The organism is Hydrogenophaga sp. 70-12 (assembly GCF_001897365.1).
GTDB lineage: Bacteria > Pseudomonadota > Gammaproteobacteria > Burkholderiales > Burkholderiaceae_C > Hydrogenophaga > Hydrogenophaga borbori.
This window is the reverse complement of sequence record NZ_MKSS01000022.1, coordinates 39,206-55,837: the sequence shown is the minus strand read 5'-3', so window position 1 is coordinate 55,837 and position 16,632 is coordinate 39,206. Positions and strand designations below refer to the sequence as shown.

The following is a 16,632-nucleotide window of genomic DNA, read 5'->3' as shown; positions in this document are numbered from 1 at the left end:
CGCCTCACGCCTGTGCCGGCAGCGTGACGCTCACCTCCAGCCCCGGACGGGCGTTGCGGATCTCGCAGCGGCCCCCGTGCGCCTGCGCCACCAGCCGGCACAGGTAGAGCCCCAGCCCCACCCCGCCCGCGTGCCGGGTGCGGGCGCTGTCGGGGCGGTAAAAGGCCTGGGCCAGGTGCGCGATCTGGTCGTCGGGCACGCCCGGGCCGTGGTCGCGCACCACGAAGCGCAGCCCCCCAGCGTCCACGCGCTCCACGCGCAGCTCCGGCGGCGTGGCGGCCTCCGCACCATGGCGCAGCGCGTTGTCGAGCAGGTTGCGCAGCAGCAGGCGAACCCGAACGCGGTCCAGCAAGGCCGGGGGCAAGCCCTCGTCCAGGCGCAGGCCGATGCGCCGCGCCTCGGGCCGCGTCGCCGCCAGTTCGGCGATCACCTCGCGCGCCAGCGTGGCCGGCTCGGTGGGCTCCCGGTTCAGGGCCGCGTGGCGGCCCGCCAGGCGCTCGCTTTCCAGCAGGTCGCTGATGAGGCGCGCCATCTCGCCCAGGTCGCGCAGCAGGGCCTCGCGCTGCGGGTTCACCTCGGGCGATTCGGGCAGCAGTTCGGTGTTCAGGCGCGCGCGCGTGAGCGGGCTGCGCAGCTCGTGGCTGATGGCCAGCAGCAGCGCGCGCTGGGCCTGCAGCATCTGCTCGATGTCCTGGCCCATGGTGTTCACCGTCTGCGCGAGCTGGCCCAGCTCGTCGCAGCGGCGCGCGGGCACGGCGATGGGCTGCGAGAAATCGCCCGCGCCGAACCGCATGGCCCCGGCGCGGATGGCGTCGAGCGGGCTCAGCAGGCGGCGCACGTACCAGAAGGCCAGCCCGGTGACCACCAGCAGGGCCACCAGCGCGAAGACGAACAGGCGCGGGCGGCGTTCGATGGCGGCATCGTTCAGGCCGAACTCGATCACGTGCCCGTCGGCGGTGCGGCGCTGCACCAGGGCGCGCCAGGTCTCGTCGTCGTTCCAGTCGCCGGCGCCGCTGTCCTTGCGCCAGTGCGGGCGCGGCAGTGCCGGGTGCGAGCGCCACTGCACGACCGGCCCGGTGATGTCGATGGTGACGATGGGCAGACGCTCCACCAGCGCGCGGGCCTTCTCGACGTCGGGCCGGCCCTGGGGCGCCACGTCGTTCGCCAGCCGCGTCACGTAGTCCATCAGCAGCGGGCGCCCAGCCTCCTTCCAGCCCAGGGTGAAAGCCTTCTGGGCGCCACCGATGAAGATGAAGGCCACCAGGAAGGCCAGCAGCAGGAACACGCCCAGCAGGCGCAGCTTGAGCGAATGCCGCCAACGCGGCCTCGGGTCGGCGGCCGGCTTCATGGGCGCGGTGCCGGTGCGCGCCGCAGCGCGAGCGAGTAGCCCGCGTTGCGCAGGGTCTTGATGCAGTCCAGCGGTTCCAGCTTCTTGCGCAGCCGGCTCACCACGATGTCCACCGCGCGCGTGAGCAGCTCGGCCTCGTGCCCGCGCAGGTGGTTGAGGATGTCGTCGCGGCTGAGCACGCGCCCGGCCTCGCGCGCCAGCAGGTGCAGCAGCTCGAATTCGGTGCCCGTGAGTTCCACCGCCTCGCCCTGGCGCAGCACCTGGCGCCGCGCGGGGTCGATGCTCAGGCCCTCGAAGGCCAGCACGTCGGGCGCGGCCGCCGCCACCGCCGGGCGGCGGCGCAACACGGTCTGCACGCGCGCCACCAGCTCGCGCGGCTCGAAGGGCTTGGGCAAATAGTCGTCGGCGCCCAGCTCCAGGCCCACCACGCGGTCCATCACGTCGCCGCGCGCGGTGAGCATGACGATGGGGATGTCGCTGTCCTTGCGGATGGTGCGACAGAGCTCGAAGCCGTCCATCTCGGGCAGCATCACGTCCAGGATGGCGGCGTCGAAGCCGCCCCGGCGCAGATGCTCCAGGCCCTCGCTGGGCGTGTGCGCGTGCACCAGCGCCAGATCGAATCGCTGGAAGTAGCTCGCCAGGGGCGGCCCGAGCTGGGTGTCGTCGTCGATCAGCAGGATGCGGGGCATTCGCACATTCTCACACCGCCAGTGCGGCCCGCAGGGCGCGGTGGCGCAGGATGAGCCGGCGCACGCGCCGCTGCGCGGGCACATCGAGCGCGTCGAAGCGCTCCGCCGCGCCCATGAGCGCGGGCAGCACCGGCACGGCCTGCTGCGGCGCGCGCCGCGACAGGCGCGACCACAGCCACATCGCGTGCTCGCGGTCGAAGCGCGGGCCCCACACCAGGGCCAGCACCTCGTCGTGCGGGTCGTTCACATCGGCCAGCAGCACGGGGCCGTGCTCGCGCAGCGGATGGGCGATGGCTTGCAGCGCGGGCGACATGGCGCGCCCCGCTCAACCGCGGTGGAACCAGCCGCGGCGCTTTTCGAGGAACTCGCGCACCTCGGCCTGCTGGGCGGGGTTCAGGCTGTCATAGAAATCGGCCAGGGCCGCGATGACCTCGGGTGTGGTGAGCTGCAACGCGCGGGTTTTTTCGTCGAGCAGGTGCAGGGCGCGGGCGCGGTCGAACTTCTCGCCAGCCACCAGGGCTTTCATCTCGGCGCGCGGGTTGGGGGTCTGGCCGATCATGGCGCTGCGCTGCGCGATCAGCTTGTCGGCCAGCAGCTCCAGCTTCTGGCGCTGTTCGGCCGTGAGGTCGAGCTTGCGGGTCACGCGATCGACCGCCTTGCCGCGCCACTCGGCCACGCGTTCGGGCGAGGCCGGGCCGTCGGCGTAGTGGGCGCGGTGGCCGCAGGCCGCCAGGCCGCCCGCGAGCACGGTGACGCTGGTGAGGCCGATGAGGGTTCGCTTGATCCAGGGTTTCATGACGGGTCCTTTCTTGGACGGGGTGGAACGTGGCCGCCATGGTGCGCGGCGGGCGCCGACACCGGGTCTCGGGGCGGTATCGCTTCTTGTCGTTTTGTTTCGGCGGAGAATGGCCCGTCGCCGCGTTCCGCCGGGAAGGACCTTTCATGCCACGTCTCGCCGCCCTGCTCTGCCTGGGGCTGTTCGCCCCCTGGGCCGGCGCCACCGCGCCCGCGCAGGACCTGCCGGCCGACTGCGCCCAGGCCGAGACGCAGCGCCAGCTCACCGCCTGCGCCTACCAGGACTTCGAACACGCGCAAGCGGCCCACGCGGCGGTGCTGCGCGAGCTGTCCGCGAGTCTCGACCCCGCCAGGCGCACCTTGCTGCGCACCGCCCAGAAGGACTGGCTGACCTACCGCACCGCCACCTGCGGGTTCGAGGCCAGCGCGGTGCGCGGCGGCAGCGCCGAACCCATGGTGCGGCTGCACTGCCAGACGCGGCTGACCCGCGAGCGCACCCAGGCATTGCGCCGCCAGCTCCATTGCCCCGAAGGCGACCTGGGCTGCCTGCGCCCGGTGCGGCCTTGAGGCGGACCCACGGCATGCGCATCCTGCTCGCCGAAGACGAAGCCGATCTGGCCACCTGGCTGGTCAAGGCCCTGGGGCAGAACGACTTCCAGGTCGACTGGGTCGCCGACGGCCGCCTGGTGCGCCGCAGCCTCAAGGCCACGCGCTACGACGCCCTGATCCTCGACCTCGGCCTGCCCGGGCTGGACGGGCACGACGTGCTGAGCGACCTGCGCGAAGCGGACCAGCGGCTGCCGGTGCTGATCCTCACCGCGCGCGACTCCCTGAACGAGCGCGTGGGCTGCCTGCATGGCGGCGCCGACGACTTCATGGCCAAGCCTTTCGACGTCGCCGAGCTGGAGGCCCGCCTGACGGCCCTGATCCGCCGCGCCCGGGGCCAGGAACACCCACGCTTTGCCTGCGGCCCGCTGAGCTACGACAGCGCGTCCAAGCAGTTCCGCCTGCAGCACGAGCCCCTGGCCCTGACGCCGCGCGAGCACGCCGTGCTGCGGGCCCTGATCCAGTACCCGGGCGAGCCGCTGTCCAAGCGCGAGCTGCTCGAGCGCGTGTTCTCGGACGAGCAGGACGTGCACCCCGAGGCCATCGAGGTGCTGATCCACCGCATCCGCAAACGGTTGGAGAACAGCCCCGTTCGCGTGACGACCCTGCGCGGCCTGGGCTACATGCTCGAGGCTCAGGCATGAAGCGGCCGCGCTGGCCGCTGGCCAGCATCCGGCGCCTGCTGCTGCTGATGCTGCTGCCGGGCATGCTGGCGGTGACGGCGGCCGAGCTCTGGCTGTCCTGGACCACCGCCAACGACGCCGCCGACGCCGCCTACGACCGCTCGCTGCTGGGCGCGGTGAAGTCCATCGACTCCAGCATCTCCACCGCCAGCGGCGGCCTGGGCGTGGAGCTGCCCTACCGCATGCTGGAGTTTTTTGAACTCACCGCGCAGGGGCAGGTGCACTACCGCGTCGCGTCCGAGGACGGCCTGGTCGAGATCGGCAGCCCCGACCTGCCCCGCCCGCCCCGGCCGCTGGAGTCCGGCAAGCCGCAGTTCCACGACGGCGAATACCTGGGCCAGCCAGTGCGCGTGGGCAGCTACGCGCGCGAATTGGCCGAGCCGCTGGCCGGCCAGCGGCCGCCGCAGCGCGTGGTGGTGCAGGTGGCCGAAACCCTGGAGGCGCGCAACGATTTCCGCCGCGACCTGCTGCTGCGCAGCCTGGCGCGCGACCTGCTGCTGATCGTGCTGGCGACCGGCCTGCTCACCGTGTCGATCGCCTGGGCCATGCACCCCCTGTCGCGCTTTCGCCAGGAGGTCGAGGCGCGCCAGCCGGACGACCTCACGCCCATGTCGCCCGACGGCGTGCCGGCCGAGGTGCTGCCGCTGGTGCAGGCCATCAACCGGCACGTCGCGCGCGCGCAAGAGCAGGCCGAGCTGCGCCGGCGCTTCGTCGACGACGCCTCGCACCAGCTGCGCACGCCGTTGGCCACGCTCTCCACCCAGGTGGCCTACGCCTTGCGCGAGCAGGACCCCGCGCAGCAGCGCCCGGTGCTTGAGTCCATCCGGGCGCAACTCGACCAGACCATCCGCCAGACCAACCAGTTGCTCTCGCTGGCGCGCGCCGACAGCGCCCCGCTGGACTTCCAGGCCGTCGACCTGGTGTGGCTGGCCGAATCCGTGGTGCGCGACGGCTGGCACGCGGCCCGCGACCAGTCGGTCGACCTGGGTCTGGACGCCCCGGCCCGGCGCCTGGCCTTCACCGGCGACGCCGACCTGCTGCGCGAGGCCTTGTCGAACCTGGTGCACAACGCCATCCGGCACGGTGGCGCGGGCTGCCACGTCACGCTGTCGGTGCGCGAACGCGTCATGCCCTCGGGCCAGCGCGAGGCCTGCCTGGCCGTGGTCGACGACGGCGCCGGGCTGCCCGCGGCCGACCTGGAGCGCCTGGGCGAGCGCTTCTTTCGCGGCAGCGGCGCGGCCGTGCCGGGCTCCGGCCTGGGCCTGGCCTTCGTGCGCACCGTGGCGCAGCGGCACGGCGGCGAACTGCGCGCCCGGCCGGGGCCGGACGGCCGCGGCCTTCAGGTGGAGATGGTCCTGCCGCTGCCGGCCGGCGGGGCCTGACGCGCGGCCATGGGCCGCGGGTTTACCCGCGGTTTATCGCGCCTCGGCTGAAAGCGGCCTGAAAGTGCCGGCCTCCTACAGTGCCTCCGCGGCATCCCCGAATGCCGCCCGTTGATTCCATTCCGAGGAGACACACCATGACGCTTTCCAGGCACCTCGTGGCCGCGGCCCTGGCGGCCAGCGCGCTGGGCGCGATGGCCAACCCGCTGGCCAAGACCGAGTGCATCGCCCCCGCCAAACCCGGTGGCGGCTTCGACCTGACCTGCAAGCTGGCCCAGTCCGCGCTGCAGGACGGCAAGTTCATCGCCGACCCGATGCGCGTGACCTACATGCCAGGCGGCATCGGCGCGGTGGCCTACAACACCATCGTGGCCCAGCGCCCCGACGCGGCCAGCACCATCGTGGCCTTCTCCGGCGGCTCGCTGCTCAACCTGGCGCAGGGCAAGTTCGGCCGCTACACCGAGAACGACGTGCGCTGGCTGGCCGCCATCGGTACCGACTACGGCGCGGTCATCGTGGCCGAGAACTCGCCCTACCAGTCGCTCAAGGACGTCATGGCGGCCATCAAGGCCGACCCGAACAAGGTGGTGCTGGGCGCGGGCGGCACGGTGGGCAGCCAGGACTGGATGAAAGCCGCCCTGACCGCGCGCGCCGGCGGCGTGAACCCCAAGACCATGCGCTACGTGGCCTTCGAAGGCGGCGGCGAGGCCATGACCGCCCTGCAGGGCGGCCACATCCACGTCTTCACCGGCGACGCGGCCGAGGCCCTGCAGCAGCGCAAGGCGGGCGCCAAGATCCGCATCCTGGCCGTCATGAACGACAAGCGCCTGCCGGGCGAGATGGCCAACATCCCCACCGCGGCCGAACAGGGCTTCAACGTCGAATGGCCCATCGTGCGCGGCTTCTACCTCGGCCCCAAGGTCAGCGACGCCGACTACCAGGCCTGGGCCGAGGCCTTCGCCAAGATGATGGCCACGCCGGCCTACGACAAGCTGCGCGAAGAGCGCGGCCTGTTCCCCCTGGCCATCACCGGGGCGCCGCTGGACGCCTACGTGAAGCAGCAGGTGGCCGGCTACCGCAAGCTGGCCGAAGAGTTCGGCCTGTCGACCAAGCCGGCGAACTGAGCGGCCCCCTCCGCTGTCCCGCGAGCCGCCCGCGCGGCGGCCCGCCCTTTCCCTTGGAGTCTCCATGAGTGACCGCCTTCTTGGCGCGGTGTGCGTCGCCACGGCCGCGGCCATGGCCTGGGCCGCGCAGGGCTATACCGCCGCCTATTCCTACGAACCGCTGGGGCCCAAGGCCTTTCCCCTGCTGCTGGCGGCCTGCATGGGCCTGGGCGGCCTGTGGCTGGTGCTGCGCCCCTCGGCCGGCGGCGGCGCCTTCGCCCAGGTGCCCTGGAAGGGCACGCTGCTGTGCGCGGGCACGGTGCTGGCCTACGCGGCGCTGTTCCAGTGGCTGGGCTTCATTCTCGCCACGCTGCTGATGGCCCTGCCCGTGGGCAGGGCCTTCGGCGGCGGCTGGAAGCAGTCGCTGGCCAGCGGCGCCGCGCTGGGCGTGGGCCTGCATTTTCTTTTCGACCGGCTGCTGGACGTGACCATGCCCGCCGGCCTGCTGTCCTTCCTGCTCTGAGGGCCGCGCCATGGACACCTTGCGACACCTGATGGACGGCTTCGGCGTGGCCTTCAGCCCCATCAACCTGCTGATCGCCGCCATCGGCTCCTTCATCGGCACCGTGGTCGGCCTGCTGCCTGGCCTGGGTCCCATCAACGGCGTGGCCATTCTCATGCCCCTGGCCTTCGCGATGAAACTGCCGCCCGAGGCCTCGCTCATCCTGCTGGCCGCCGTCTACATCGGCTGCGAGTACGGCGGACGCATCTCCTCCATCCTGCTCAACGTGCCGGGCGACGCCGGCGCCATCATGACCGCGCTGGACGGCTACCCCATGGCCCGCCAGGGCCTGGCGGGCGTGGCCCTGTCCATCTCGGCCTGGAGCTCCTTCGTGGGTTCGCTCATCGCCACGCTGGGCATCGTGATGTTCGCGCCGCTGCTGGCCGCCTGGGCGCTGTCTTTCGGGCCGGCCGAGTACTTCGCGCTGATGTGCTTCGCCTTCGCCTGCATCGCCGGCCTGCTGGGCAACGCGCCGGTGAAGGCCGGCCTGGCGGCCCTCATCGGCCTGTCCATGTCCTGCGTGGGCCTGGACGCCAACTCCGGCGTCTACCGCTTCACCGGCGGCGACGTGCACCTGTCCGACGGCATCCAGTTCGTGGTGGTGGTCATCGGCGTGTTCTCCATCAGCGAGATCCTGCTCATGCTGAGGGAACACCACGCCAGCGCGGGGCCCATCCCCCAGACCGGCCGCACGCTCTTCAACCTGCGCGAGATGGCCCACACGTGGTGGAGCACCCTGCGCGCCAGCGTCGTGGGCTTCGTGGTGGGCGTGCTGCCCGGCGCGGGCGCCACCGTGGCCAGCGCCATGACCTACGCCATGGAGAAGCGGCTGATCGACAAGGACGGCACGTTCGGCCAGGGCGACATCCGCGGCGTGGCCGTGCCCGAGGCCGCCAACAACTCGGCCGCCACCGGCTCCTTCGTGCCCATGCTGACCCTGGGCGTGCCGGGCTCGGGCACCACGGCCGTGATGATGGGCGCGCTGGCGCTCTACAACATCACGCCCGGCCCCGCCCTGTTCAGCCAGCAGCCCGACCTGGTGTGGGGCCTGATCGCCTCGATGTTCCTGGCCAACGTGATCCTGCTGGTGCTCAACATTCCCATGGTGGGCCTGTTCACCCGCATCCTGAACGTGCCCTACTGGGTGCTGGTGCCCGGCATCCTGGCGGTCTCCAGCGTGGGCGTCTACGCGGTGCACGCCACCACCTTCGACCTGCTGCTGATGGCCGCGCTGGGCTTCGCGGCCTACCTGCTGCGCCAGCAGGGCGTGCCCATGGCGCCGCTGATCCTGGGTTTCGTGCTCGGCCCGCTGATGGAGCAGAACCTGCGCCGCGCCCTGTCCATCAGCAACGGCGACGCCGCCGTGCTGGTGCACAGCCCGATCGCCACCGGCCTGTGGATCGCGACCGCGCTCATCCTCACCGTGCCGGCCCTGCTGCGGCTGCGGGCCACGCGCGAACGCGCCGTGGAGGCGGCGCGGTGAGCGCGGCACCGGCGGCGTTGCCGCCCAAGCGGGCGCTGCGCGCCCTGGCCGAGCGGCGGCAGGGGCTCATCCTGCCGGGCGCGTTCAACGCGCTGTCGGCGCGGGTGATCGAAAGCCTGGGCTACCCGGCCGTCTACCTCACGGGCGCCGGCCTGAGCAACATGGCCCTGGGCCTGCCGGACCTGGGTTTCGTGGGCCTGAGCGAGCTGGCCGAGCACACCGCGCGCCTGCGCGACGCGGTGGAGCTGCCCCTGATGGTGGACGCCGACACCGGCTTCGGCAACGCCCTGAACGTGCGCCACGCGGTGCGCGTGCTGGAGCGCTGCGGCGCCGACGCCATCCAGATCGAGGACCAGGTGGCGCCCAAGCGCTGCGGCCACTTCAGTGGGCAGGAGGTGATCCCGCTCGACGAAGCGGTCGCGAAGATCCGCGCCGCCGTCGACGCCCGCCGCGACCCGGACCTGATGGTGGTCGCCCGCACCGACGCCGCGGCCAGCCTGGGCTTCGAGGCCGCGGTGGAACGCGCCCAGCGCTTCGCCGAGGCCGGCGCCGACCTGCTGTTCGTCGAGGCGCTCACCCGGTCCGACGACATCGCGCGCCTGCCCACGCTGGTGGACAAGCCCCTGCTGATCAACCTGGTGCTGGGCGGCAAGACGCCGCTGCAGCGGGCGGACGCGCTCGGCGCCCAGGGCTACAGCTTCGTGCTGTACGCCAACGCGGCCCTGCAGTCGGCGCTGCTGGGCATGCGGCGCGCCCTCGGCGCGCTCCAGGCCGAGGGCCTGCTGGCCGAAGACCCCGAGCGGGTGGCCCCGTTCCTGGAGCGCCAGGCCCTGGTGGGCAAGCCCGCCTGGGACGCGCTGGCCGAGCGCTACGCCACGGGCGGCGCCTGAGCTCAGCCGGCCCGCACCACCTCGGCAAAACGGCGCAGCACCTGCGCCGCCTGCGGCGTGGGGCCCACCTCGTCCAGGCGCCGCGCCGCCTCTTCGCCCAGCTCGCCCTTCAGGCGCTCCAGGTAGCCGCGCATGGCCGTGGCCGAGAACTCCGGATGGAACTGCACGCCCCAGGCGCGCCGCCCCACGCGGAAGGCCTGGTGGGATTCGATGTCGCTGCGCGCCAGCGGCACCGCGCCCGCCGGCAGACGCCGCACCGACTGGTAGTGGATGAGCTGCGCGGGGAAGCGGGCCGGCAAGGCGCCCAGCAGGGCGTCGTCGCCGGCCTCGGGGCCGAGCCGCACCTCGCGCGTGCCCACCTCCGGCCCCTCGGGCAAACGGTCCACCTCGCCGCCCAGGGCGTGCGCCAGCAGCTGGTGGCCGAAGCAGATGCCCAGCACCGGCAGTTCCGCCGCCACGCAGTCCTTGAGCCAGCCGGCCAGGTGTTCGCTCCAGGGCGCGCGGTCGCTGACCATGGCGTGCGAGCCGCTCACCACCACCCCGCCGAGCGTGCGCGGGTCGGGGTAGTCCGGCGCCTCGCGCGCGTCGGCGTGGCGCAGCGGCACGCCATCGCCCAGGCCGCGCGCGATCCAGTCGGGGAAATCGCCTTCGGCGCGGCTCAGCTCCTCGAAGGTCTGGCCGGCGGCCACCACCAGGATGGGGCGCTCGGCACCCGGGGTGGCGCTCACGCGAACACCTCGGTGTCCACCTCGCGGTTGGACTGCTCGCTGTAGCGGTTGCCGCTCACGGTTTGCGGGTTGATCAGCGCCTCCAGGCGCTGCATCACGTCGGCGCTCAGGCGCACGCCGTCGGCGCGGTTGTTCTCCAGCAGATGGTCCACGTTGCCCGTGCCCGGCAGCGGCAGGATGTGCGGCGCCTTGTGCAGCAGCCAGGCGATGGACAGCTGCGCGGGCGTGCAGCCCACCTCGGCCGCGAGGGCGCGGTAGGCCGGCAGCAGGCGCTGGTTGGCGGCCCAGTGCGCGGGCGTGAAGCGCGGCATCGCGCGGCGGATGTCCTTGGCGTCGAAGGCCTGCGGGTCGAGGTCGATCGCCAGGAAGCCGCGCGCCGTCGGGCTGAAGGCCACGAAGGCCGCGCCGATCTCGCGGCAGGCGTCGAGCACCGCGATCTCGGGGTTGCGCGTCCACAGCGAGTACTCGGTCTGCACCGCGCTGATGGGGTACTCGGCGTGCGCCTTGCGCAAGGTGGCGGCCGAGACCTCGGACAGGCCGACCGCGCGGATCTTGCCCGCGCGCACCAGGTCGCCCAGCGCGCCCACGCTTTCTTCGATCGGCACCGACTTGTCCCAGCGGTGCAGGTAGTACAGGTCGATCACCTCGGTGCGCAAGCGGCGCAGCGAGGCCTCGCAGGTGGCGCGCAGGGTCTCGGGCCGGCCGTCGATCACGCGCACCAGCTGGCCGTCGCCCTTCAGGTCCACGCCCTGCATGCCGCACTTGCTGGCCAGGGTGAAGCGGTGGCGGTGCGGGGCCAGCACCTTGCCGATCAGGGTTTCGCTGGCGCCGAAGCCGTAGAGCGCGGCGGTGTCGAAGTGCGTCACGCCGTCGTCCAGCGCGGCCAGCAGCAGGCGCTCGGCCTGCGCCTCGGGCACGGGCGGCCCGTAGGCGTGGCAGATGTTCATGCAGCCCAGGCCGATGGCTGAGACGGTGAAGGGTCCAAGTGGTCGTTGCTGCGGCATGGCGGGATCCGGTCGGGAAAAGGAAAGGGGGAATGGAAGCGGGCGCGTACCCAGGCACTGCGGCCCCAGGCTACCAGCTCGTGTCGTAGGCGATGTAACGCTCGATGTATTCGTAGAAGGTCCACCGCTGCGTCACCCACTGGTAGGTGCGCTCCGGTGGGCAATAGCTCAGCTTCAGGGCGTCGGCCACCAGCGGGTGGACGGGCGTCTGCACGCCACCCATGCCGTCGAAGTCCATGGCCGCGTCCAGGCACAGTTCGGCGCGCTGCGCCTGGCCGCCGATCACGCGGCGGGCCTGATCGGCGACGCGGCGCGCCAGCTCGCGCATCGCGGCGGCCGACATGTGGCCGCGCGTCCAGAACATGTGCTGGTCGCGGAAGTTCGCCGCCACGTGGTCGGCGAGGCGCACGTCGCAGTGGGCGTCGAACAGGCGCATCAGGTCCAGGTCGTCCTCCAGGCGGCGCTGCAGGTCGGGCATCCGGCGCGCGGACAGGTCCATGTAGGCGGCCACGGCGATCGGACCGCTCAGGCCGGTTTCGGCGATTTCGAGCGCCACCAGGTCGCCCGTCGGGTAGCGCTTCCAGGTCGGATAGGCCGGGTCGTGGCGCTCGCGCGGCTCGGCGCACTCGAAGGGCCACAGGCAGTTCAGCAGGTAACTCGGGAAGGTGATGACCGGACAGCCCGGGGGCAGGCGCGCCTCGATCGCCGCCAAGGCCGGGTTGCCGGGCGCCATCTCGTGCTGGCGCAGCAGCAGCGCCACATTCTTCATGTCCTCGTCGGCCACCGGCAGCGCCTGGGCATCGCCCGGCTGCGCGTGGTTGAGGGCCGCCACGAAGCGGTAGTCGTCGTTCAGGTCGTCCAGCGCGCTGAGCATGCGCGCCAGGTAGGGGGTCTGGCAGTTGCCATATACCAACACCGTGCGGGCCTTCGGGCCCTGGGCGCCAAAGCGGAAATCGAGCGGGTGCCGGGGCGCCGGCGGCGCCACGGGAAGAGAAGGAATCGCGGCCATCAGAAGACGCTCGGCGTCGGTCGAAACACAGTCGGCCCGAGGTGCGCAGGGCCCCTCCGGGTTCGGGCCGGGAATGATAAGCGTGCTTGCAAATGTGTAACAATCGTCCGCGCTCTTTCAGCCAGCCCAGCCATCCAGGAGGAACCCCAATTGAAGCGCCCCGCGGCCAGCCATTCTTCTGAGGTTCTTGCTATCAAATTGTTGGCAACGGCGTTGTTCTGTTCCAGCGCCTGGGCCCAGACCGCGCCCAACGCGCCCCTGCAAAGCCAGGTCGACGAAGCCTTCCGCCAGACCCTGCAATCGCCCGCCGACGGCAACGCCACCGCGCGCTATGCGCGCCTGCTGGAACAGTCGGGCAACCACGAAGGCGCCATCGCCGCCCTCGAGCGCCTGCTGCTGGACCCGAACGCACCGCCCTCCGTGCGCCTGGACCTGGGCGTGCTGTACTACCGCCTCGGCTCCTACGACATGGCCGCCGGCATGCTGCGCCGCGCCCTGGACGACCCGCGCCTGGGTCCGGTGGAGCGAGGCCAGGCCGACACCCTGCTGCGCGACATCGGCAAGCGCACCCAGGTCTCGCGCCTCGACGGCCAGGTGCTGCTGGGCCTGCGGGCCCAGACCAACCCCAGCTCGCGCACCAGCCGCGACACGGTGCTGGCCGCTGGCGCGCCGGTGGCCGTGCCCGACGCGCTCAAGCCCCAGTCGGACACCGACCTGCAGTTGGGCCTGCGCCTGGACCACCAGTACGACCTGGGCCGCCAGAACGAGGCCGCCATCGTCAGCTCGCTCGCCGCGCAGATCGTCAAGTTCAGCTCCTCGTCCGGCAGCACGCTGCAGGTGAACCAGACCGATCCGTACAACCTGGCCCTGGTCGAGCTCACCTCCGGCCTGCGCTTCAAGCCCTCGCCGGCCGGCCTGCCCGGCCTGAGCATCCGCCCGCACCTGATCGCCGCCACGCTCTCGGCCCAGGGCCACCGTTACCTGAGCAACTACGGTCTGGGCCTGGACGCGGCCTACAGCCTCAACGAGCGCACCCTCGTCGACGGCGGCCTCGAGTACCGCGACGTCGACTACGCCACCCGCATCGACGTGCCCGCCGCCAGCGAACTCGGCGGCCCCAGCAAGCTGCTGCGCGTGCGCCTGACGCGCGAACTCGCACCGGGCCAGCTGCTCAGCGGCGAGCTGCGCGCGTACTGGCAGCGCACCGACCGGCGCTACTACGACAACGACAGCCAGGAAGCGCGCGTGACCTACCTGCACAGCTACGCCAGCCCGCTCAAGGGCGGCGGCCTGTGGACCACCTCGGTCTGGGGCGGCCTGCAGCGGCGCGCCTACGACGCGGCCGACCCGGCCATCGACCCGAACACCGCGCGCCGCGACACCGAATGGCGCATTGGCATCGGCCAGACGGTACCGCTGTCGGCGGCCTGGTCCCTGCTGGTGCAGCTGGAGCACGTGAAGACGGACAGCAAGCTGCCCAACTACGACAACAAGAACACCTCGCTGTTCGTGGCAGCCGCCTACCGTTTCTGACGCGCGCGCCCACCCACGGCCCCCACTCAAGACCGTTTCCCGAGGACCCGATATGACCCCGCCGATTTCCAAGGACTGGTGGCTCGCCGCCGCCCTGTCGACCGCCGCGCTGCCCACGACCATGGCCCAGGCCCCCTCGGCATCGGCCAACCGCACCGGCGTGGTGACTGCGGTCGCGCCCGGCGGCACCGTCACCGGGAACAACGAAGTGATGGTGGTGGGCAGCAGCGTGCTGCCCGGCCAGCGGCTGCGCACCGACGCCAACGGCCAGTTGCACCTGCTCTTCCTCGACCAGTCGGCCCTGACCCTGGGCCCCGACTCCGAACTCACCATCGACGAGTTCCGCTTCGACCCCGCCACCCGCCAGGGCCAGATCCGGCTCGGCCTGGCCAAGGGCGTGGTGCGCGTCGTGGGCGGACAGATCAGCAAGAACACCGCCACCGTCATCGCCACGCCGCACGGCAAGCTCGAACTCCTGGGCGGGATCGCCTTGGCGGAGACCAACAGCGATCGCACGAGCGGCATCTTCCTGTTCGGCCAGCAGATGCGCGCGACCAGCAACAGCGGCGACACCACGACGATCACCCGCCCCGGCTTTGGCGTCGACCTGTCGGGCACCTCCATGAGCACGCCGCGGCCCCCCCCCACGAGCGACCTCAACGCCCTGCTCAATCGGCTCGAGTCGCGCCCGACGAACACCGGCAATGCCAATCCCCCGCCAGCGCCGGCGGGCCAGCTCCTTTCCACGGGCAACCGCCCTGGCGGCGCCAGCAACCCCGGCAGCGCCCTGGCCAACGACCGCCTGAAGAACGTCGTGGACGTCAACACCGGCAGCAGCCCCTCCCTGACCTTGAGAGACCTCCTGGGCAGCAGCCAAGTGCTGCAGGTGTCCTGAGCCCCGGCCGCCGGCGCCCTTCACCCTGACCGGCGGCCCACCGCGCCCTGGCGCGAGCACCGCCCCTCGCCGCCATGCGCGTCCTTTTTGTTTCCAGCTACCCGCACCTGCCGGACGTCACCGGCGGGCTGCAGACCACCACCCACGACCTCTGCCTCGCGATCCGCGAACTGGGGGCCGAGGCCGCCGTGCTGTGCGGACGGGCCCCGGCCGTGGCCATGGACACCGACGACACGCTCACCCGCGACGAGCACCTGGGCTACCCGGTGCTGCGCGCGACGCGGCCTCTGGAGGCCCTGCCCCAGGTGGCGGCCGCCTGGGAGGCCGACGCCATCGTGGTGCAGAGCGGCACCTACCTGAGTTCGCTGGTGCTGGCCAGCCTGGACACCGGCCGGCCCACGGCCGTCTACCTGCACAACGTCGAAACCCACCAACTCGGCGGGCACCTGGTGGCCGACCCTTCGCTGCTCTACCTGGCCAACTCCGACTTCACTGCGCGGCGCTGGCGCGCGCTCTACGGCCTGGACTGCGCGGTGATCCCGCCCATCGTCTCGGCCCCTACCTACCGGGCCGAGCGCCAGGGCGACAAGGTGCTGTTCGTCAACCCCACGCCCATCAAGGGCGTGGAGCGCCTGTTCGAGCTGGCCGCGGCCTGCCCCGAGCTGCCCTTCCTGGTGATGGAAAGCTGGCCGCTGGACCCGGCCTGGCGCGCCCACGGCCAGGCGCGCGCGGCGCGGCTGGGCAACGTCGAATGGCGCGGGCCCAGCGACGGCATGCGCGAGGTGTTCGGTCAGTCGCGCGTGCTGCTCATGCCCTCGGTCTGGGAAGAATCCTTCGGCCGCACCGTGGTGGAAGCCCAGCTCAATGGCCTGCCCGTGCTGGCCAGCCGGCGCGGTGCGCTGCCCGAGCTGGTGGGCGACGGCGGCGCCGTGCTGGACCTGGAGGCGCCGCTGGCCGACTGGGCGGCGGCGCTGCGCCACCTGCACGGCCCTGGCGCGGCAGCGCAGCGCGCGGCCGCCCTGCGCCGCGGCGCCGCGCACGTGGCGGGCACCGCGTCCACCGTGGCCCGGCTGCTGGGCCTGCTGCAGCTGCACGCCGCGAGCGTGGCGCCACGCGAGCCAGTGCCCGCGCCGCCCCCGGCCCCGGCCACGTCGCCGACGCCCGCGCACGCCGCCGTGCGCGAGGTGCCGCCCCGCCAGCCGCGCCGCGAGGACTGCCTCTTCTACCACTCCACCACGCTGCCCGATGGCGAGGAGGTGGTGGGCGACTGGGACCTGCGGCCCAACACCGCGCAGTACCTGGGCGGCGTGGACTTCAACGGCCGGTCGGTGCTGGAAATCGGCCCCGCCAGCGGCCACCTGTCCTTCCACATGGAAGCCGCCGGCGCCCAGGTCACCTGCCTGGAGCCACCCATGTCGCACCTGTGGGACGTGGTGCCCCACGAGGGTTTCGACACGCCGCGGTGGCGGCACGGTTTCACGCGCTCCATCGAAGGCGTGCGCCATTCGTTCTGGTACGTGCACCGGCAACGCCGCTCGCGCGTGCGCCTGATCGAGGCCGATCCCTATGCCCTGCCGGCCGAGCTCGGCGAGTTCGACATCGGCCTGATGGCCTCGGTGCTGCTGCACTGCCGCCGGCCCTTCGACATGGTGCAAAGCGTGGCGGCGCGCACGCGGCGCACGGTGATCGTCACCGAGCTGTACGACCCGTCGCTCGGCCCGCGCGCGCTGTGCCAGCTGCAGCCGCACCGCGGCGTGCAGCAGGTCGACACCTGGTGGCTGTTCACGCCGCAGTTCTTCGTTTCCACGCTGGGCTTGTTGGGCTTCACCGAGGCGCGGGTCATCCTGCACGAGCAGAGCCAGCCCTCGCAGAACCGCCAGGTGCCCATGTTCACCGTGGTCTGCGAACGACCGGGGGCCTGA

At 72.2% G+C, this 16,632-nt stretch carries 17 protein-coding genes; 10 read left to right on the top strand and 7 right to left on the bottom strand.

All coding sequences use genetic code 11. The features are described 5' to 3' along the window. Positions 1-4: 4 nt before the first annotated feature. The 4 genes from BGO22_RS01700 to BGO22_RS01685 are packed head-to-tail and all read right to left on the bottom strand — an operon-like array spanning position 5 to position 2,833. Positions 5-1,348: a HAMP domain-containing sensor histidine kinase gene (locus BGO22_RS01700; protein WP_070398545.1), complete on the bottom strand. Its 1,344-nt coding sequence runs from the start codon at positions 1,346-1,348 to the stop codon at positions 5-7. Further along, positions 1,345-2,037: a response regulator transcription factor gene (locus tag BGO22_RS01695; protein ID WP_070398546.1), complete on the bottom strand. Its 693-nt coding sequence runs from the start codon at positions 2,035-2,037 to the stop codon at positions 1,345-1,347. Before BGO22_RS01695 ends, BGO22_RS01700 begins: the two co-directional genes overlap by 4 nt. A gap of 10 nt (positions 2,038-2,047) precedes the next feature. Beyond that, positions 2,048-2,350 (bottom strand): hypothetical protein, encoded by a 303-nt coding sequence (locus tag BGO22_RS01690; protein WP_070398547.1) that lies wholly within the window; start codon positions 2,348-2,350, stop codon positions 2,048-2,050. 12 nt (positions 2,351-2,362) lie between these two features. After that, positions 2,363-2,833: a Spy/CpxP family protein refolding chaperone gene (locus tag BGO22_RS01685; protein WP_070398548.1), complete on the bottom strand. Its 471-nt coding sequence runs from the start codon at positions 2,831-2,833 to the stop codon at positions 2,363-2,365. A 146-nt stretch (positions 2,834-2,979) separates the two neighbouring features. Between BGO22_RS01685 and BGO22_RS01680 the strand changes: the two genes are divergently transcribed. From BGO22_RS01680 to BGO22_RS01650, 7 genes are all read left to right on the top strand, one after another. Beyond that, a complete protein-coding gene (locus BGO22_RS01680) occupies positions 2,980-3,399 on the top strand; it encodes a lysozyme inhibitor LprI family protein (protein ID WP_175442820.1) in 420 nt (139 codons plus the stop codon). A gap of 14 nt (positions 3,400-3,413) precedes the next feature. Next, positions 3,414-4,082 (top strand): response regulator, encoded by a 669-nt coding sequence (locus BGO22_RS01675; RefSeq protein ID WP_070398549.1) that lies wholly within the window; start codon positions 3,414-3,416, stop codon positions 4,080-4,082. Continuing rightward, the gene (locus BGO22_RS01670) at positions 4,079-5,503 is read left to right on the top strand and encodes a sensor histidine kinase (RefSeq protein WP_070398550.1); all 1,425 of its coding nucleotides are present in this window, start codon (positions 4,079-4,081) and stop codon (positions 5,501-5,503) included. The genes BGO22_RS01675 and BGO22_RS01670 overlap by 4 nt, the downstream gene beginning before the upstream one ends. Before the next feature lie 137 nt (positions 5,504-5,640). Next, complete coding sequence (locus tag BGO22_RS01665; RefSeq protein WP_070398551.1) at positions 5,641-6,627, top strand: tripartite tricarboxylate transporter substrate binding protein; 987 nt, start codon at positions 5,641-5,643, stop codon at positions 6,625-6,627. Between the two features lie 64 nt (positions 6,628-6,691). Then, on the top strand, positions 6,692-7,129 hold the full coding sequence (locus BGO22_RS01660; protein WP_070398552.1) for a tripartite tricarboxylate transporter TctB family protein: 438 nt from the start codon (positions 6,692-6,694) through the stop codon (positions 7,127-7,129). A 10-nt stretch (positions 7,130-7,139) separates the two neighbouring features. Beyond that, positions 7,140-8,651: a tripartite tricarboxylate transporter permease gene (locus tag BGO22_RS01655; protein ID WP_070398553.1), complete on the top strand. Its 1,512-nt coding sequence runs from the start codon at positions 7,140-7,142 to the stop codon at positions 8,649-8,651. Between the two features lie 17 nt (positions 8,652-8,668). Next, on the top strand, positions 8,669-9,541 hold the full coding sequence (locus tag BGO22_RS01650) for an isocitrate lyase/PEP mutase family protein (protein WP_070398554.1): 873 nt from the start codon (positions 8,669-8,671) through the stop codon (positions 9,539-9,541). 2 nt (positions 9,542-9,543) lie between these two features. Here the strand turns inward: BGO22_RS01650 and BGO22_RS01645 are convergent, their stop codons facing one another. The 3 genes from BGO22_RS01645 to BGO22_RS01635 all read right to left on the bottom strand — a co-directional run bounded on the left by BGO22_RS01645 (position 9,544) and on the right by BGO22_RS01635 (position 12,282). Further along, positions 9,544-10,269, bottom strand: a complete 726-nt coding sequence (locus tag BGO22_RS01645) for a glutamine amidotransferase (protein WP_083293061.1) — start codon at positions 10,267-10,269, stop codon at positions 9,544-9,546. Beyond that, positions 10,266-11,273 carry an aldo/keto reductase gene (locus BGO22_RS01640; protein ID WP_070398555.1) on the bottom strand — a complete coding sequence of 336 codons (1,008 nt, stop codon included), beginning with the start codon at positions 11,271-11,273 and terminating at the stop codon, positions 10,266-10,268. Before BGO22_RS01640 ends, BGO22_RS01645 begins: the two co-directional genes overlap by 4 nt. A gap of 70 nt (positions 11,274-11,343) precedes the next feature. Then, positions 11,344-12,282, bottom strand: a complete 939-nt coding sequence (locus BGO22_RS01635) for a WcbI family polysaccharide biosynthesis putative acetyltransferase (RefSeq protein WP_175442821.1) — start codon at positions 12,280-12,282, stop codon at positions 11,344-11,346. A 213-nt stretch (positions 12,283-12,495) separates the two neighbouring features. Between BGO22_RS01635 and BGO22_RS01630 the strand changes: the two genes are divergently transcribed. The 3 genes from BGO22_RS01630 to BGO22_RS01620 all read left to right on the top strand — a co-directional run bounded on the left by BGO22_RS01630 (position 12,496) and on the right by BGO22_RS01620 (position 16,632). Then, positions 12,496-13,815, top strand: a complete 1,320-nt coding sequence (locus BGO22_RS01630; RefSeq protein WP_254668133.1) for a surface lipoprotein assembly modifier — start codon at positions 12,496-12,498, stop codon at positions 13,813-13,815. 52 nt (positions 13,816-13,867) lie between these two features. Beyond that, entirely contained in the window at positions 13,868-14,710 is an 843-nt protein-coding gene (locus BGO22_RS01625) for a FecR family protein (protein WP_070398557.1), read from the top strand. Positions 14,711-14,784: 74 nt separating this feature from the next. After that, positions 14,785-16,632: a glycosyltransferase gene (locus tag BGO22_RS01620; RefSeq protein ID WP_286848479.1), complete on the top strand. Its 1,848-nt coding sequence runs from the start codon at positions 14,785-14,787 to the stop codon at positions 16,630-16,632.

Excerpts from the sequence above, each read along its gene's own strand:
- BGO22_RS01665 (WP_070398551.1), top strand. The coding sequence starts at position 5,641 with ATGACGCTTTCCAGGCACCTCGTGGCCGCGGCCCTGGCGGCCAGCGCG.
- BGO22_RS01625 (WP_070398557.1), top strand. The coding sequence starts at position 13,868 with ATGACCCCGCCGATTTCCAAGGACTGGTGGCTCGCCGCCGCCCTGTCG.
- BGO22_RS01640 (WP_070398555.1), bottom strand. The coding sequence starts at position 11,273 with ATGCCGCAGCAACGACCACTTGGACCCTTCACCGTCTCAGCCATCGGC.
- BGO22_RS01655 (WP_070398553.1), top strand. The coding sequence starts at position 7,140 with ATGGACACCTTGCGACACCTGATGGACGGCTTCGGCGTGGCCTTCAGC.
- BGO22_RS01675 (WP_070398549.1), top strand. The coding sequence starts at position 3,414 with ATGCGCATCCTGCTCGCCGAAGACGAAGCCGATCTGGCCACCTGGCTG.
- BGO22_RS01670 (WP_070398550.1), top strand. The coding sequence starts at position 4,079 with ATGAAGCGGCCGCGCTGGCCGCTGGCCAGCATCCGGCGCCTGCTGCTG.
- BGO22_RS01685 (WP_070398548.1), bottom strand. The coding sequence starts at position 2,833 with ATGAAACCCTGGATCAAGCGAACCCTCATCGGCCTCACCAGCGTCACC.
- BGO22_RS01680 (WP_175442820.1), top strand. The coding sequence starts at position 2,980 with ATGCCACGTCTCGCCGCCCTGCTCTGCCTGGGGCTGTTCGCCCCCTGG.
- BGO22_RS01690 (WP_070398547.1), bottom strand. The coding sequence starts at position 2,350 with ATGTCGCCCGCGCTGCAAGCCATCGCCCATCCGCTGCGCGAGCACGGC.
- BGO22_RS01635 (WP_175442821.1), bottom strand. The coding sequence starts at position 12,282 with ATGGCCGCGATTCCTTCTCTTCCCGTGGCGCCGCCGGCGCCCCGGCAC.
- BGO22_RS01660 (WP_070398552.1), top strand. The coding sequence starts at position 6,692 with ATGAGTGACCGCCTTCTTGGCGCGGTGTGCGTCGCCACGGCCGCGGCC.
- BGO22_RS01620 (WP_286848479.1), top strand. The coding sequence starts at position 14,785 with ATGCGCGTCCTTTTTGTTTCCAGCTACCCGCACCTGCCGGACGTCACC.
- BGO22_RS01700 (WP_070398545.1), bottom strand. The coding sequence starts at position 1,348 with ATGAAGCCGGCCGCCGACCCGAGGCCGCGTTGGCGGCATTCGCTCAAG.
- BGO22_RS01695 (WP_070398546.1), bottom strand. The coding sequence starts at position 2,037 with ATGCCCCGCATCCTGCTGATCGACGACGACACCCAGCTCGGGCCGCCC.